Origin of the sequence: Vibrio sp. D420a, assembly GCF_030248625.1 — a bacterium.
GTDB lineage: Bacteria > Pseudomonadota > Gammaproteobacteria > Enterobacterales > Vibrionaceae > Vibrio > Vibrio fortis_A.
This window is the reverse complement of the sequence record NZ_JAHGAN010000023.1, coordinates 117,510-134,462: the sequence shown is the minus strand read 5'-3', so window position 1 is coordinate 134,462 and position 16,953 is coordinate 117,510. Positions and strand designations below refer to the sequence as shown.

11 protein-coding genes and 1 pseudogene are annotated in these 16,953 nt (G+C 46.4%); 7 read left to right on the top strand and 5 right to left on the bottom strand.

Annotated features, from left to right (window positions below; genetic code table 11):
• Positions 1-45: 45 nt before the first annotated feature.
• Both KI743_RS15595 and KI743_RS15590 read right to left on the bottom strand, forming a co-directional pair.
• Positions 46-2,016 carry an alkaline phosphatase family protein gene (locus KI743_RS15595; RefSeq protein ID WP_285467186.1) on the bottom strand — a complete coding sequence of 657 codons (1,971 nt, stop codon included), beginning with the start codon at positions 2,014-2,016 and terminating at the stop codon, positions 46-48.
• Between the two features lie 58 nt (positions 2,017-2,074).
• A pseudogene (locus tag KI743_RS15590) lies at positions 2,075-2,471 on the bottom strand (hypothetical protein); the annotation flags it as partial.
• A 79-nt stretch (positions 2,472-2,550) separates the two neighbouring features.
• Here KI743_RS15590 and KI743_RS15585 point away from each other — a divergent pair.
• Positions 2,551-3,849, top strand: a complete 1,299-nt coding sequence (locus KI743_RS15585; protein WP_285467183.1) for a MipA/OmpV family protein — start codon at positions 2,551-2,553, stop codon at positions 3,847-3,849.
• Positions 3,850-3,938: 89 nt separating this feature from the next.
• On the opposite strand, the gene KI743_RS15580 is transcribed toward KI743_RS15585, so the two are convergent.
• A complete protein-coding gene (locus KI743_RS15580) occupies positions 3,939-4,523 on the bottom strand; it encodes an FMN-dependent NADH-azoreductase (protein ID WP_150894352.1) in 585 nt (194 codons plus the stop codon).
• Between the two features lie 211 nt (positions 4,524-4,734).
• On the opposite strand from KI743_RS15580, the gene hrpA reads away from it, so the two are divergent.
• Complete coding sequence (gene hrpA, locus KI743_RS15575; protein WP_285467372.1) at positions 4,735-8,733, top strand: ATP-dependent RNA helicase HrpA; 3,999 nt, start codon at positions 4,735-4,737, stop codon at positions 8,731-8,733.
• Positions 8,734-8,869: 136 nt separating this feature from the next.
• A complete protein-coding gene (locus KI743_RS15570) occupies positions 8,870-9,364 on the top strand; it encodes an outer membrane beta-barrel protein (protein ID WP_285467182.1) in 495 nt (164 codons plus the stop codon).
• Positions 9,365-9,545: 181 nt separating this feature from the next.
• Here KI743_RS15570 and KI743_RS15565 read toward each other — a convergent pair whose 3' ends face one another.
• Together KI743_RS15565 and KI743_RS15560 are read right to left on the bottom strand one after the other, a co-directional pair.
• Positions 9,546-10,304 (bottom strand): hypothetical protein, encoded by a 759-nt coding sequence (locus KI743_RS15565; protein ID WP_285467371.1) that lies wholly within the window; start codon positions 10,302-10,304, stop codon positions 9,546-9,548.
• Complete coding sequence (locus KI743_RS15560; protein WP_285467181.1) at positions 10,225-10,986, bottom strand: hypothetical protein; 762 nt, start codon at positions 10,984-10,986, stop codon at positions 10,225-10,227. Before KI743_RS15560 ends, KI743_RS15565 begins: the two co-directional genes overlap by 80 nt.
• A gap of 452 nt (positions 10,987-11,438) precedes the next feature.
• Between KI743_RS15560 and KI743_RS15555 the strand changes: the two genes are divergently transcribed.
• The 4 genes from KI743_RS15555 (at position 11,439) to KI743_RS15540 (ending at position 16,931) form a co-directional block, all read left to right on the top strand.
• The gene (locus tag KI743_RS15555; protein ID WP_285467179.1) at positions 11,439-12,227 is read left to right on the top strand and encodes a TetR/AcrR family transcriptional regulator; all 789 of its coding nucleotides are present in this window, start codon (positions 11,439-11,441) and stop codon (positions 12,225-12,227) included.
• 181 nt (positions 12,228-12,408) lie between these two features.
• The gene (locus KI743_RS15550; RefSeq protein WP_373417838.1) at positions 12,409-14,802 is read left to right on the top strand and encodes an RND family transporter; all 2,394 of its coding nucleotides are present in this window, start codon (positions 12,409-12,411) and stop codon (positions 14,800-14,802) included.
• A 113-nt stretch (positions 14,803-14,915) separates the two neighbouring features.
• The gene (locus KI743_RS15545; protein ID WP_285467370.1) at positions 14,916-15,725 is read left to right on the top strand and encodes an outer membrane lipoprotein-sorting protein; all 810 of its coding nucleotides are present in this window, start codon (positions 14,916-14,918) and stop codon (positions 15,723-15,725) included.
• A gap of 9 nt (positions 15,726-15,734) precedes the next feature.
• Positions 15,735-16,931, top strand: coding sequence for a hypothetical protein (locus KI743_RS15540; RefSeq protein WP_285467177.1), 1,197 nt, complete (start codon positions 15,735-15,737; stop codon positions 16,929-16,931).
• Positions 16,932-16,953: the final 22 nt, after the last annotated feature.

Sequence of the window (16,953 nt, the reverse complement as noted above, 5' to 3'; positions counted from 1 at the left end):
ACACTATGTTGACAAAACTATAGGTAGTTTGACGAGTCATTAGCCCTAATCAGGCTCTGGGAAACGAGTTACCTTTCCATCGCCACTCAAGGTAGTGATTGAAATAGGTTTTCCCGATTCATCGAGCTTAAGTTCACCAATCGCGCTGCGGTTTGAAAGGCGATAGAAGTTCTGGTTGTCAGGGCTTCTCTTCTCGATTCTCAAACGCTTACGTTTGGTGAAGTAGTTAAGTATTGAACGCGGGCTATACAGCAGGCGATCACATACGTCGCAGAACTTAAGCAGAGGTGCTGGGAACTCGTTCTTGATACCGCTACAAGTGATCTGATAGATGTTCGGACTGTTTTTGCGATAACGCAGCTTGATGTCGTACGCAAAGGAGTAGTGCACATCGCCAGAAAGCACCACAAAGTTGGTCGGTGTTTTGGTGTGGGTGAAAATGCTGATGAGGGTGTTAGCACTACCTGGGTGGGCCATCCAGTTCTCCGCGTCAATGAGCAGCGGTTGGCCACAGGTAGTCATGATTTTCTGCAGTGCTTCGATAAACTTAACGCCAAACATCGGTGCAGCAGAGATAATGATTACCTTATCTTGATGCATGAGTTGATGTTGGAATTCAATCAGAGCTTCCCAATCCATCAAGCCTGACGGTTTGTTCATGCGTGATTCTGAACGCCAACGACGAGTACGAGTATCAAGCACAATCACCTTCGGTGATAGATCGATGGTGTAGTGCCAATCTTCAAAGCGACTCAAGTATTCGACGAACGCTTGATGCGCTTGCTCGTCAATCTTGGGTTGAAGTGGCATAGGTTCAAGTGACTTGGCTTCTTGTGAGCTTTGAATCTCAAACACCGATTTAGCGTGCTCGATAAACACATCATTGAACTTCTCAGGCGCATTACCCCAACCTTGGCAAAGCCAGTAAGACGCGAGGCCATTACCAATCACTTGTGTTGCCAACTGGTTTTGCAACACCGCTTGTTCCCATCCGACGGTGAGATTCCAGTCATCGGTAACGTCATGATCATCGAAGATCATGTAGGTCGGGATGTGTGCGAGCAAGCGTTGCACCTGTGGCAAACCTGCAATGAAGTCGTTAATAACCTCAGTTTCATCGCGCCACTGTTGTTGCTCAAGTGGCGTTAGCTTTCTGCCACCTTGTTCGAAGTTGTTTTCAATCAGACGTTCACGGTTAATGCACTGCCAAAGAGTAGGTGACCATACCAACAGATACATAGCGACGAATTCAGACAATGTCACTAAGTGGTTTTCACAATCACGAGAACTGAAGATAGGCACCTTGCGGTTAGGGAACAGTTTGTCCAACAAAGAGTCTGACTGATTGTGATGCGGCAGATAGTGGTGGCGCTGGTAAAGGTGATATTCACTTTCAAACAGGGACTGGCTGTCATGAATATCATTAACCTGAGCGTCAGTCGGTAGGCGCTCATCTGGCAGACCAAGCAGTTGGATTACTTGCCAAATGGCATCTAGCATAGGGCCTGCTACATGGTCAGCGTAAATCTGGTCGCCACTCATCATCAGCAGGTCAGGGCGCTCTTGAGGAGTCTGTGTTTCTACTTTGTTGTCAGCTGCGACCAAACTGTCTTTACTCGGATGGTGCGGGTTGCGACAAGAGCCATGCAGAATGTAATTCGACTCTTCAGATACAACAAATTCAACGCGTTGGCGATCGTTGTAAGTAAGATGTGGTGCTAGTGCTTTAAGCGTGCCTTGTTCCGTCTCGATATCGTACTCGAGTGGCGTATTGGTTGGAAATTCACCGTGAAGCTGGATAAGTGTTACCCAAGCTGAAACACCAATTCGCAAGCTTTGCTGCTCAGCCAACTTTGACTGATAAAACGCGTTATCTTGGTCGCGATGGTAGAGCGAAACCATACCTAAAAGCGGCTGACTGGTGACGGCCCAGATGACAACCTCGTCTTTGGTCGTTTTACGCAGTATCGGGCCAGCAATAAGTAAGGGGAGTGTCTCAGGTGTCGAATGCTTCACAGTGTTCCTAAAATCGTGGTGGTGGACTATTCTTTAATTATATTAAGTCGTTATCTGGTTCGGGCGTCTCGAGTATTTCGATAACTTCCGAGCTAGAAAGTTCATGACCCATTAAAAATAGAGCCAGCATCGCGTCGGCTTTTGTTTTGGTGTCTGAAGGAGCATCAAGTATTTGTTCGAGTTTTTCTCGGATCATGGTAACTTCGTGCTCCACAAAACCACGACCTTCTTCGTCTCCTTGTGTTTCTTCAGGAGCATTATCAAATTGAAGAAACAACAGATCACCATCAAGCGTGGTGTCGACTAGTCTTTCAGGTAACCAAGCCTCTCCCATGACAACGTCAGGATCGGCATCGCTCGGAAGCTGGTTTATAATGTTTTGTAATTCGGAAACTTTCACAATACTTTAAATTGACCATAGGGTGATCTTCATTGTAACGGTCAATGACGATCAAACCTAAAGTTAGTTGACCAAAATTGGTCAAGAAATGTCTATTCGGTAGCAGAAATCGGCTCAACAGAGAAAAAACAGTAATGAAGAACAAATTAATAGCAACCATGGTTAGCTCGTGTGCGCTACTTAGCAGTGGTAATGCAGCAGCGATCGAAGAGCAGGAGTGGGGAATTGCCGCGATGTATCGAACGGCGAGTATTCCCTACGACACGTCCGGTGGTGACCAAACGGTAAGCTCGTTCGTGCCAATGCTGTTTTTTAAGAACGACTATGTCTTTATTGATGGCACAGAAATGGGTGCCTACCTGCTCGAATCAGACGACGAGAAGTGGCAGCTGAATGCAATTTCGCGCATGCGTTTCATCGATATTCCTGCATCTGAACAGAATGCAATCGAGGGTGATACCGCCGATTTTGGTGCGCAGGTTGCCTACCAATTGGACGATCAATGGCGCTTAGAAACTGAGTTTATGAGCGACGACTCTTACCGTTTTCATGGCAACTTTAGAGCCAAAGGCTACTACGAAGTAGGGGACTGGGAGTTCACACCAAGTGCAACACTGCGTTATAAGAGTGCCGATTTTAACACTGAGTATTATGAAGTGGGTGGGCAGTCGATTGGTGCCGGTGCCGATTTCAATGTGGGTATCGAAGCCAAATATCACGTTATTTCTAACTTGTACCTGCTTGGTTCTACGAGCGTTACTCGCTTAGATGATAACGCCTACGAATCGTCAATTGTTGAAGACCGCTACCAAGGTGAATTCTACGTCGGATTTGGTTTCTTTAATGACAAAGAGAAAGCGCCAAAACCTCGACTTAGTAACCCAGCCTATCTTCGTGTGGCACACGGTTGGGCAACGCCATCAAACATCGGCGACATCATGAAGTTCAACGCCGAGAAAGATGAGTTCAATAACCAGCTGACCTCATTCTTCTACGGTCATCCACTGACGGATGAAATATTTGGTTTTCCGTTGGATATTTATCTAACGCCAGGTATCGTTCACCACTGGAGTTCAGAGGTTCAATCAAGCAGTACCGAATATGTGGTTGCGATTAAGGCTTACTACACCTTTAACTGGCCAACGCAATGGCGTTTTGGTGTCGCAGAAGGTATGTCATACATCGATTCAATTACTTACATTGAAGCTACCGAGATGGCAGAGAAGGGCTATACCGCAAGTCACCTGTTGAACTACTTAGACTTCTCGTTTGATGTCAATGTAGGCGATCTGTTCGGTAAGAATGATCTCAACAATCTATGGTTCGGTTACTCGCTGCACCACCGTTCGGCTATCTTCGAAAACGCGTCACAGTTTGGTCGCATTAAAGGTGGCAGTAACTACAACACCATCTATTTCCAATATGAGTTTTAAATGCAACTCGATATAACGACGAAAGCCTCATAATGATATGAGGCTTTTTCTTTTTCATTCAGATTATATTCTTTTGAAACAGCGTTAACTTAAGCCAGTTCAGCCAGTTTGCTCTGCGCTTCTGAGATGCCTTTTGCTGCTGCGTCTTCACCCATGTTTAGTGCTTCTGCGTAAACAAATTCCACATCTGTGATGCCAACGAAGCCAAGTACTGTACGTAGGTAAGGTGTCACGCTGTCAGTTGCCGCGTCTTTGTGAATACCACCACGAGTCGTTACGACGATCGCTTTCTTACCTTCGATTAGACCTTTCACGCCGTTCTCTGTGTAAGTGAACGTCACGCCAGCACGAGCAATTAGGTCAATCCAGTTTTTCAGCTGAGTTGGGATAGTGAAGTTGTACATAGGTGCAGCAATCACTAGCGTATCTGCAGCTTTAATCTCTTCGATTAGCGTATCAGATAGGTCAACAATCGCTTGCTGATCTTGAGAAAGATCTTCCGTTGCGCGAAGCGCAGTGGCTACTGAAAAGTCCAACACTGGAAGTGGATTTGCAGCTAGGTCGCGAACAGTCAGTTTATCTTGGTCTACATTTTTGATGAACTCTTCAACCAGTTTAGTTGATTGAGAGTAATCGCCTAGGATGCTTGATTTTAGGGCTAATACACGAGACATAATGGTTTTCCTTGAATAAGTGCTTTTTGTTATGTGATGCATTATAGGAGAACAAAGAGAGCCTAAAAGGCGATAGATTCGCTTAAGTTGTTCGAAAAAATTGAATGACTCTAGAAGGTGCGCTTTTGTGAGGTGCTTTCCGTTATCTTGTTCTAGCCCTTATGTGCTACAATTCGCAAAGTTTTATGTAATGAAAAGAATAGGACACGCTTTGACTTCGTCTCCGGAAAAAGCAGATAAGAATCAAGACGCCGCACGTTCGGACGCGGCAGACAAGAATTCTGCTTCTCAGGCTAAGGCCTCCCAAAATACACCTGCCTCTCTTCGTAAAGCGCTCAAAGAATGTATGATGCGCGATCGCTTCCGTCTGAGTAAGCGAATTGCAGGTGCTAACCGAATTAAAAACGAGAAATCGAAACACGCCGTCTTTGATGAGATTGCACTAGATATTGCCCAATCGATGATGACGGCAACCCAGCGCGCTGCGCAAAAGCCAACCATCGAATACCCTGAAATCCTGCCAGTAAGCCAAAAGCGTGACGATATCGCTAAGGCAATTGAAGAGAACCAAGTGGTGATCGTGGCGGGTGAAACGGGTTCAGGTAAAACAACTCAACTTCCTAAGATCTGTTCTGAGCTTGGACGCGGTCGCTATGGCCTAATTGGTCATACTCAGCCACGTCGTCTGGCTGCGCGCTCTGTAGCGAACCGTATTGCAGAAGAGATGGAAACCCAACTGGGTGAGTTTGTGGGTTATAAGGTTCGATTTAACGATCAAATCTCGGATAACACCCAAATCAAACTGATGACCGACGGTATTCTACTGGCCGAGATTCAGCACGACCGTTATTTAAACCAGTACGACACCATCATTATCGATGAAGCGCACGAACGTAGCTTGAACATCGATTTCATCATGGGCTACTTGAAAGAGTTGCTACCAAAGCGTCCTGATCTAAAAGTGATCATCACGTCGGCGACTATCGATCCTGAGCGCTTCTCTAAGCACTTCAATAATGCGCCAATCATTGAAGTATCTGGTCGTACTTACCCTGTAGAAACACGCTACCGCCCACTGGGGGGGGAAGACAGTGATTCAGATCGCGACCAAATGGAAGGCATCTTCGAAGCGGTTGATGAGCTGTGTGATGAAGGCTTAGGCGACATCCTGATCTTCATGAACGGTGAACGTGAGATTCGTGACACGGCAGATGCGCTAAGTAAGCGTAACCTGCGTGACACTGAAATCGTGCCGTTGTATGCACGTTTATCAGCGGGTGAGCAGAACCGCATCTTCCAATCGCACACGGGTCGTCGAATTGTACTGGCAACCAACGTTGCGGAAACCTCGCTAACGGTTCCGGGTATCAAGTACGTAATCGACCCAGGTACAGCGCGTATCAGTCGCTATAGCTACCGTACTAAAGTACAACGTCTACCGATTGAGCCTGTATCTCAAGCGAGTGCTAACCAGCGTAAAGGTCGTTGTGGTCGTGTGGCTGAAGGTATCTGTATTCGTCTGTACTCAGAGGAAGATTTCGAATCACGCCCAGAGTTTACTGATCCAGAGATTCTGCGTACCAACCTAGCGTCGGTAATCCTACAGATGACGGCGCTTGGACTAGGTGATATCCAAGCTTTCCCATTTGTAGAAGCGCCAGACAAACGCAACATCCAAGATGGTGTAAGACTGCTTGAAGAGCTAGGCGCGATTGCATCCGGCAAACCAAACAGCAAGAGCAAGAACCAAGGCGACGATACTAAGAAACTAACCGCTATTGGTCGCAAGCTATCTAAGCTTCCAATCGACCCGCGTTTAGCACGTATGGTGATTGAAGCTCCCAACAATCGCTGTCTGCACGAAGTGATGGTTATTGCGTCTGCATTGTCGATTCAAGACCCGCGTGAGCGTCCATCAGACAAGCAGCAGTCATCTGACGACAAACACAAGCGTTTCTTCGATAAAGACTCAGACTTCATCACCTTCGTTAACCTGTGGGACTACATCAAGAAGCAGCAAAAAGCGCTGTCGAGTAACCAGTTCCGCAAACAGTGTAAGCAAGATTACCTGAACTACCTGCGCATTCGTGAGTGGCAAGATGTTTACTTCCAAATTCACCAAGCAATGCGTGAATTGGATACCAAGCTTAACGACGAACCGGGTAGCTACGAAGGCATTCACCAGTCGCTGCTATCGGGTTTGCTATCGCACGTTGGTATGAAAGACCAAGAGAAGAACGAGTACCAAGGTGCACGTAATGCTCGCTTCCATATCTTCCCAGCGTCTGGCCTGTTTAAGAAGCAGCCTAAGTGGATCATGTCAGCTGAGCTGGTGGAAACCTCAAAACTTTGGGGTCGTATCATCGCCAAGATTCAACCAGAGTGGATTGAGCCGTTAGCCAAGCACCTCATTAAGCGCAGCTACAGCGAACCTCATTGGTCGAAGAAACAAGCCGCGGTCATGGCGCACGAGAAAGTGATGCTTTACGGCATTCCAATCGTACCTAAGCGCCTAGTGAACTACGGTGCAATTGACCCGACTGTTAGCCGTGAACTGTTTGTACGCAGCGCACTGGTTGAAGGTGAATGGGAAACTAAACATGCCTTCTTCAAACAGAACCGCAAGCTTCTGCAAGAAGTGGAAGAGTTAGAGCATAAATCGCGTCGTCGTGACATCTTGATTGATGACGATGAGCTGTTTGATTTCTACGACCAACGCGTTGGTGAAGAGGTGGTTTCTGGCCGTCACTTCGATACGTGGTGGAAGAAAACCAGCAAACAGACGCCTGAGCTACTGAACTTCGAGAAATCGATGCTGTTCCGTGGCGATGCGAGCCATGTTACTGATTTAGATTACCCGAACTTCTGGCATCAAAATGGTTTGAAGCTGAAATTGAGCTACCAATTTGAGCCGGGCGACGATAACGATGGTGTGACGGTTCACGTACCACTGCCGATTCTGAACCAAGTAGAGCAGAGTGGCTTTGACTGGCAGATCCCGGGGTTACGTCAAGAACTTGTCATTAGCCTTATCAAATCGCTACCTAAGACGTTACGACGTAACTTTGTGCCTGCGCCGAACTATGCAGATGCATTCCTTGCGCGAGTAACGCCACTTGAAGCGCCGCTACTCGATTCTCTAGAGAAAGAGTTACGCCGCATGACAGGTGTCGAAGTAGTACGTGATGATTGGAAACTTGATCAGATCCCAGAGCACTTGAAAGTGACATTCCGCGCGGTAGACCACCGTCGCCGTAAGCTGAAAGAGCACAAAGATCTGCACGAGTTGAAAGAGAGCTTGAAAGACAAGGTTCAAGAAACACTGTCGAAAGTGGCTGATGACGACATCGAGCAGCAGAACCTTCACACATGGAGCTTTGGCGAACTGCCGAAGGTGTACCAACAGAAACGTGGCGGTTACGACGTAAAAGCCTTCCCAGCGTTAGTGGATACCAAAGACAGTGTAGAGATCAAACTGTTCGAAACTGAGCAAGAGCAGATCTCAGCAATGAAAGCAGGTCAGCGTCGTCTGATTTTGCTTAACGTGCCATCGCCGATTAAGTACCTGCACTCGAACCTGCCAAACAAATCTAAGTTAGGTCTTTACTTCAACCCTTATGGTAAAGTCCTTGATTTGATTGATGATTGTATCGCTTGTGGTATCGATAAGCTGATCGAAGAGAAGGGCGGTTTGGTTTGGGAACCAGAGCAGTTTGAAGTATTGAAAGAACACGTTCGTGCAGAGCTTGGTGATACGGTTGTAGAGATCGCTCAGCAAGTTGAAACTATTCTGACGACAGCGTTCAACATCAACAAAAAGTTGAAAGGGCGTGTTGATCTGTCGATGGCATTTGCCTTGTCGGATATCAAAGCGCAGATAGAAGGGTTAATATTCAAGGGCTTTGCGACTGAGTGTGGTTGGAAGCGTCTGCCGGACATCCTGCGTTACATGCGCGCGATTGAGCGTCGTATGGAGAAACTGCCGATTGATCCGAACAAAGACCGCCTACACATGATTAAAGTCGAATCAGTAATGAACGATTACAAAGAGTTACTGAATAAGGTGCCAAAAGGGATCGCGGTTCCAGAAAATGTCAAAGAGGTGCGTTGGATGATAGAAGAGCTTCGTGTAAGCTTCTTCGCACAGCAACTTGGCACGCCGTACCCAGTATCGGATAAGCGTGTTAAAAACGCTATCGATGCTTGTTAAGGATTGAGCGAGACAATCGAGCAAGGTTCAGGTATGAATCTTGCTTATTTTCTTGTTAATTGGATAGTAATTACAAAAAGACGTTTTAGTGGCAATCATTTACCGCTTAAGCGTCGCTAGGACGAGAAGGTCAAGTATGAAAAAAACGTTATTAGCGCTAGCTCTGCTAGGTGCATCTTCAACAGCGATGGCTGATTCATGGTTATACGGTGGTGTAATGGGTGGTCAAAACTCATTTGCTGACGAGAGCGAATCAGCGGTGGGTATCCACGTGGGTACAGGTATTCTACCTATCATCGGTGTAGAAGCAGGTTACTGGGATCTAGGTTCTTTCAGCAACACTAAATACGGCAACCGCACTGCTCAAGACATTGACGCATCAACAGCTTACCTTGCTATTAAGCCAAGCATCGACTTCGGCCCTCTACACGTTTACGCGAAAGGCGGTCTGCACTCTTACGAGCTGAAGGGCGAAACATTTAAGCAAGACGACGTTGATATCATGTACGGTGTTGGTGCAGAGTACTTCATCTTTGGCCCAGTATCTATTGGTGCAAGCTACCAGAACTTTAAGATGAAAGACGATGACTCAGGTGTATTCACGCTAAACGCGACAATCCACCTACTGTAAGATTTTTCTAAAGCAGTGAGTCGTCATTTTGGCGCTTTCGATTAGAATCGCACCAAAAACAACGAATTAATAAAAACGCCAGCGTAATTGCTGGCGTTTTTGTATTTGGGCTTTAAGTAGCGAGTTTATTGCGAGTAGCTAAGTTTATTGTAAGGAGCTAGCTCTATTACAACTAACTCGTCTAGCGAGACTTTTTACTGTCTAGAATCTGTTGGATTCTCGGGTTCAGAGCCTTACCGTGCTTCTCTTCGTACTCTTCACGTTTCAAATCGTTGAGGTTCTTCACTGAGTTCGCCGCCAGTAAATGTTGTGGCAGCTCTGTATGAAGCATACCTTTCTCATCAAGTCGTTTCGCTTCCAAGTAGTACTTCTTGAATAGGGCATCAAGTTTATTTTCAGCTGTGCGTTTCAAGTCGTAGAGCTTGTTTTGAATCAGCCATTTTTCAATTGGGTTGATAGCAGTACGAGACAGCACACGAATGCGGCTATCCAGTAGCTCTTCTTCTGTCAGTGAATCTTTTAAGATCCAAAGCTCACCCATTTGTGGTGGCCAGCTGTTACCCAATTGAATACGCTCATGACAGTGCATCAGCACGCGGTTTAAGCCGTCAGAGTCGATGGTATTAGCGAATTCAATAAACTTACCGCTTGGCTCACTGCCGTATTGGTATTCCCACTGCGTTTCATACACGCTTAGGAATGAACCGAATACATGGATACACCAGTCAGACAGCTCTAGCTCAGCCGGATCTTGGTCAACGACAGGCACTTGCTGATTTGAGCCTGTATTGGACTCGACAGTAGGTACCGATGGCGAAGCAGCGACCGGTAAAACTTCTGGAACAACAGCAGGCTCAGGATCAGAAAGTTGGCTTTTTGCCTTTCTGGATGAGTTGCTGCCTGAAGCGCTCAGATGGGCTAAGCTTTTGTCGATACCCATTTCCTTGAGTTTGTCCTGAAGTTCCTGAATATTGAGCGGTTTTCGGTTGTTGTCTTTCATTTTGCTTCTCGTTAACTAGCCAGTACTGCAACTTAGATTCAATTCGAGATATTGGCATTAATTCATTGGCTTTGGCTTTGTACCAAAGGACAAACTTCTTCCATATTAGATTATGGTCACCGGACAATCCGGAAAACTTAAACGCACGTTCAGCCCACGATGGAATGTTCTCTTCATCCAGATCATGAGTTGAAATTGTGTTGCCATTCATTCCACCGCGGCTTTGTGGGCGAGGGGAGGTCGACATCACTTGCATTGGCGCTGGAGCAGGCTGATATTTCGGTGCAGGTGCAGGTGCAGGTGCAGGTGCAGGTGAATAAACTGGGATGGAGTTGACCTGTTGTGCAGGTTGCTCTTGTTCCAGCAGCATCTTAAACACGTGCATTTCTTGGTTGTCTCTGCGCTCGACTTTCACTTTATCTAGCCAACCATTGTCGACTAGGGCTTTTAAGCAGTCCGCTAATCCAAAAACAGATAGAGCCGTCAGCGTAGAAGCCTTGTTAAGTTCAATCGTTGCGTAGCCTTCATCATCGGCATTGTCTGCGAGTAAAAGCATCACCAACTTTTCAGCTGGGCTGCTGGTATTAATTTTCCAAGTAAGATAGGTAAATTTAGCGCTCAAAATGATGCTCTTGATAAAGTACAACTCATGTTCCCATTGTAAGCCACCCACACCGGAATTTATAGCAACTTAAGCTAAATCAATGTCAGCTAAACAAATATTAAGCATTGCTGAGCATTCAACACTCCACCTCTATTTCAAAACGACCTATTTAAGAATCATAACGCTCCCAGAGTAAACAGTTCGTCACGTAAGGTATTGAAAATGTATGAGCTTGATTGAGTAATGGTTAGAAATGATTCATGAGTCGAATAAATTTATAAATGAGACTTGATCTGATCAATAGTTGAGCTATTATGACGATAAGTCAAAAATGACGAAGCGTCACAAAATGGCAGCGTACATGATTATGGGATTCATGTTATTATATTGAGTAGGAGTATTGTTTAATACAGACAAGGTTTAAAACAGGCCGCGTCTGTATACAGGCTGAGTTAAGGTACGGACTAAACATGAAGTTTGGCTTAGGTTGCAAAGATGAAATAAAAGGAATGCTAGGGTGCATCTCGGGCATGACTAAGAAACAACAAGCGATCGCAGAACGCGAGGTAGAGCTTATGTTGTTGGCAAGGGATATCGTTAGAGAGCAGGGCTTTGGTAACTTAACAATGGATAAGTTAACCGCTGCGAGCTCTTACTCGAAAGGGACGATATACAATCATTTTTGCAGCAAAGAAGACGTTGTTTTAGCCCTGTGTATTCATTCACTTAAAACAGAGGCGATGTTATTTGCGCGCTCTGGAGAGTTTGAAGGCACAAGCCGTGAAAAAGTAATGGCACTGCACGTTGCATACCGAATCTATGCACGCATGGAGCCAGTACTGTCAACCTGTGCAATTATGGCTAAGAGCCCTTGGATACTAGAGAAGGCCTCGCCAACAAGAGTGCAAGAGCTCAATAAACTCGAAGAGATGGTGATTCAGCATGCCGATGAGTTGGTAAACCGCGCTGTTGAAGCGGGGGATCTGAAGTTCTCTTCTGGAATTGGTTCTGATGCTATTGTTTTTGCAAACTGGTCGATCGCTTTTGGTTCCAACGCCTTGAACCAAAATGCATCTAACAGCCACTGTATTAAACGAATCCAAGACCCATATTCAGTGTTACACAACGCCAATATGCTTTTAGATGGCTTGAACTGGAAGCCGCTCTCTTCGGAATGGGATTATAAAAAGACCTGGCGCCGAGTAGAGCAAGAGCTGTTCAGTGAAGAAGTCGCCTACCTAGAATCTGTTGGTCGTTGATCATACTTAACCCACCTTGGTGGGTTATTTAAGCGCCATTAGTGACGAATCGTCAAAAACATGAGCTGATTTAGGTTGTATCGAATCAATTCTTAGTTTTGACCTCATTTTGTATGTTTGCCAGCGAATTGCTGGTTTTTAAATATACATTTATGACGAATCGTCACATATGGAGGCTGTGATGGAACCCCAAAATCAACCATCAGAAACCCAGAACGCTTGGTATACTTTGCCCACCCAACGTTCGTTTATAACGCTGTTCGTAGTGCTAGCGGTGATCGCCGTTGCGACGTTCGGTGCCAAAAACCTCTATTTCAGAGGTGACTACAACATCTTCTTTGAAGGAACCAACAAACAGTTGATGGCGTTTGACGAGATTCAAACCACCTTCGCCAAAACAGACAACCTTTCCATTGTGATCGCCCCAGACGATGGCAATGTCTTCACTCCAGAGACTCTCACTCTGGTTCAAAACCTCACCGTCGACTCATGGCAGATTCCATACTCTAGTCGTGTCGATTCCATCGCGAACTATCAACATACCGAAGCGTTCGAAGATGACCTGTTGGTAGAAGATCTCTTGTATGAAGAGTACGAGCACACGCCGGAGCGAATCGCCAAAGTAAAACAGATCGCCCTCAACGAGCCACTCCTCAAGAATGCGTTGGTGTCGGCGTCTGGCGATGTGACGATTGTTAACGTGACCGTGCAACTGCCTGAAGTGGATAAAACTGCGGAAGTACAAGAAGTTATCGTGGCTATTAATGCCATGATTGACAAGTACCAAGCTCAGTATCCGAATGTTGAATTCCATAAAGCGGGCATCATCGCCATGAACAACGCTTTTATGACTTCCGCTCAGGAGGACAGCTCAACGCTAGTACCGTTAATGCTGTTAGTGGTGTTGGTGTTCCTTACCTTTATGCTGCGTTCGTTCTTTAGCGTTGTTGCAACTCTTGTGGTGATCATCTCCTCGATTCTCGCGACCATGGGCTTGTCTGGTTGGGCTGGTATGTTCTTAAGTACCGCTACCGTGAACGTTCCAACATTGGTGTTAACCCTAGCGGTGGCTGACTGTGTGCACGTGATTGTCACCATGCGCCAAGCCATGCAGCGTGGAATGACTAAAGCCGAAGCAATTCAATACAGCATCAAGCTTAACTTCATCCCGATTCTAATCACGTCGGTGACCACAGCGATTGGTTTCTTGATGATGAATATGTCGGATTCTCCAGTGCTGCGTGACTTCGGTAACTTGTCTGCACTGGGTGTGATGATCGCTTGCTTGCTATCAGTCTCTCTGCTACCTGCGCTACTTAATCTGCTGCCAGTGAAACGCCTTGCGCCAACCACTAGTGAGTCTGAAAAAGTGACCTTCATGGACAAGCTAGGCGATTTTGTGGTCAACAATCGTAAAGCCTTGCTACCAGTTTCTACGCTAGTGATAGTGGTTGCTGCTGCCTTGATTCCACTTAACAAAGTTAACGATGAATCGGTGAAATACTTTGATACCTCAAATGAATTTCGCCAAGCCGCTGACTTTATGGAACAGACCATCAGTGGCATGACCAACCTAAGTATCGCGATAAAAACCAACGAGTCTCAAGGCATTGCCGACCCTGTGTTCTTGCAAGCGATTGGTGACTTTACGGAGTGGCTGCGCGTTCAACCAGAAACTGACCATGTTGCAACACTGTCAGACGTTTATAAGCGTTTGAATAAGAACATGCATGGTGACGATCCTAGCTATTACCAACTGCCACTCGATCGTGAACTTGCGGCGCAATACCTGCTGCTTTACGAGATGTCTCTGCCATATGGATTGGACTTAAACAACCAGATCAACGTCGATAAATCCTCAATCAAAATGGTACTCACCGTCGATAACCTTGGCAGTGTGGAGCTGGTGGAACTTGAACAGCGCATCTACGCATGGTTCGCAGCGAACGCACCACAATATGAAGTAGTGGCATCCAGCCCATCTTTAATGTTTGCTCACATCGGCGAAACCAACATGGCGAGCATGCTTTCTACCTTGCCAATCACGCTAGTGCTTATCTCTGCGCTGATGATCTTCGCTCTGCGTTCGGTTCGCCTAGGCGTGATTAGCCTAGTACCAAACATTGCGCCAGCGATCATCGGCTTTGGTTTATGGGCGCTTATCTCGGGTGAAATCAACCTTGGTTTGTCAGTCGTTGTCACGCTTACTTTGGGTATCGTGGTTGATGATGCGGTGCATTTCCTAAGTAAATACCAGCGTGCTCGCAAAGAAGGCCAATCAGCTGAACAGGCGGTGCGTTACGCTTTCCACACCGTTGGTCGCGCATTGTGGATCACCACAGTGGTGCTTGTTGCTGGCTTTAGCGTACTCGCGCTATCTGGTTTCAGACTCAACGCCGACATGGGCTTACTGAGTGCCATTGTTATCTTTATCGCACTGGTTGTGGATTTCATTTTGCTACCAATCTTGCTGATGATTTTCGACAAAGAAAACCACTACGTGAGCGACGCAAAAAAGCAAACCGCTAACACACAGGCAAACCCAACCGCCGAGTTATCCACTTCGACCAAATAAGGAAATGTCCGCCTGCATGCGGGCTGACCAAGGAGATTATTATGAAAAGCTTTAAACATTCTATTCGTAACAAAACAATAGTTAACAAAACAAAAGCTAAGACAACGACAACAATGAAAATAAAAGCAAAGAAAACACTAATAACGTCAATGATAACAATGGGTGCGCTAACCATAGGCACATTTGCGGCTTTACCTGCGCTGGCTGATCCTGCAAAAGGGCTAGAAATTGCGGAAAAACGCAAAAGCCTAGATACAGGCTGGGGCGACTCGGTTGCGACCATGGAGATGCTGCTTAAAAACAAACAAGGAGAGAGCAGCACTCGCTTAATGCGCCTTAAATCTTTAGAGGTTGATAACGATGGCGATAAAGGCTTAACCATCTTCGACCAACCGCGAGATGTAAAAGGCACGGCTTTCCTTAACCATTCGCACATCACCAAGCCAGACGATCAATGGTTATATCTGCCAGCTCTAAAACGTGTGAAACGTATCTCTTCACGTAACAAGTCAGGCCCGTTTATGGGCAGTGAGTTTGCTTACGAAGATTTGAGTTCATTCGAGCTAGAAAAGTACACCTTTAACTATGTGGAAGACGCCAAACTCGATGGGCTCGACACCTTTGTGTTAGAGCAAGTGCCAACCGATAAAAACTCAGGTTACACCAAGCAGAAAGTGTGGCTCGACCAAGAGCACTACCGCCCAATGAAAGTCGAATTTTACGACCGTAAAGGTGCACTGCTAAAAACTTTATCGTTCCAAGATTACAAACAGTACCTAAACCAGTACTGGCGTGCCCATACTATGGCGATGCAGAACCATCAAACCGGTAAAAGCACTGTCCTAACCACAACAGACTTGGTGTTCAAGAACGGACTTGAAGAGCGCGACTTCCAGAAAAACACCCTTAAGCGAGCGAAGTAGGGCATTGATATGAAAAGGAATGTGTTACTAGGCTCGCAGCTAGCGGTGACCATCGCAGCAACACTCGGTTTAATGAGTGTTTCTTCGATGTGCCATTCGGTTGAGCTGGCAGGGCAAGTTAACGTGGAACACCGTCAGTTCTTTAGTGACGGCTTACAAGGGCAGAGCACAGACCAAACTTCGTTGGTGCTGCAACCTGAACTCTATTGGGAGCAGCAAGACGGTAATGGTAGCTTCACCTTTACCCCGTTTTATCGCTTTGACAGCCAAGACGATGAGCGAACACACGGCGATGTTCGTGAGGCGCTATATCTAACATATTGGGACGATTATGAGCTGCGTGCTGGTGTCGGCAAAGTGTTCTGGGGTGTGACGGAATCGGCGCACTTGGTGGATGTAGTGAACCAGACCGACGCCATTGAATCGGTTGATGGTGAAGCCAAGCTTGGCCAACCTATGGTGCACTTCACCTCAGTTAAAGATTGGGGCACCGTGGATGCAATGCTACTGCCGTATTTCAGAGAGCGTACCTTTGCGGGCGAGGATGGAAGGTTGCGACCAACCATCCCAGTTTCTGATGATGCGCTGTATGAATCCTCGAGAGAAGAAAAGCATGTCGATGTCACGCTGCGTTATAGCCAAATGTACGGAGATTGGGACGTTGGCTTGAGCTACTTAGCAGGTACCAACCGCGACCCATACTTTCGCTTTGAAGGGAACAAGCTCAAACCTTACTACGCGCAAATGCAGCACGTCGGGTTAGATGTACAAGGTATTGTTGGTGACTGGCTACTCAAGTTAGAAAGCGTTTATCGAGACAGTTTCGATAACCACACAGGGCTCGTCACAGGCTTTGAATACACTTGGGTAGGGGCGTTAGATTCGTATTGGGATGTTGGCTTTCTTGCAGAATATCTGTATGACAGCCGAGGCAATAATGCGCAAAACGTGGGCCAAAACGATGTGTTTGTCGGAACGCGATTTGCGCTTAACGATGAAGACGGCACCGAAGTTCTGGTCGGCATGACGCAAGACTTAGACAACAGCGATGTTTACAGTGCGCGCGTAGAAGCTTCAGCCCGAATCATTAACCACTTTAAGTGGCGATTGAACGGTTGGTTGTTCGAGAACGAAACGCCGGAAGACTTGTTGTTCTTTGCTCGCAAGGACGATTTTGTTGAGCTGGCGTTGGAGTATTACTTCTAATGTTGGCTAATTGAGGCGTTGT

What these genes read in the sequence shown, in the direction of transcription:
- KI743_RS15585 (WP_285467183.1), top strand. Translation starts at nt 2,551, where the DNA reads ATGAAGAACAAATTAATAGCAACCATGGTTAGCTCGTGTGCGCTACTT.
- KI743_RS15580 (WP_150894352.1), bottom strand. Translation starts at nt 4,523, where the DNA reads ATGTCTCGTGTATTAGCCCTAAAATCAAGCATCCTAGGCGATTACTCT.
- KI743_RS15570 (WP_285467182.1), top strand. Translation starts at nt 8,870, where the DNA reads ATGAAAAAAACGTTATTAGCGCTAGCTCTGCTAGGTGCATCTTCAACA.
- KI743_RS15565 (WP_285467371.1), bottom strand. Translation starts at nt 10,304, where the DNA reads ATGGGTATCGACAAAAGCTTAGCCCATCTGAGCGCTTCAGGCAGCAAC.
- KI743_RS15555 (WP_285467179.1), top strand. Translation starts at nt 11,439, where the DNA reads ATGAAGTTTGGCTTAGGTTGCAAAGATGAAATAAAAGGAATGCTAGGG.
- KI743_RS15550 (WP_373417838.1), top strand. Translation starts at nt 12,409, where the DNA reads ATGGAACCCCAAAATCAACCATCAGAAACCCAGAACGCTTGGTATACT.
- KI743_RS15545 (WP_285467370.1), top strand. Translation starts at nt 14,916, where the DNA reads ATGAAAATAAAAGCAAAGAAAACACTAATAACGTCAATGATAACAATG.
- KI743_RS15540 (WP_285467177.1), top strand. Translation starts at nt 15,735, where the DNA reads ATGAAAAGGAATGTGTTACTAGGCTCGCAGCTAGCGGTGACCATCGCA.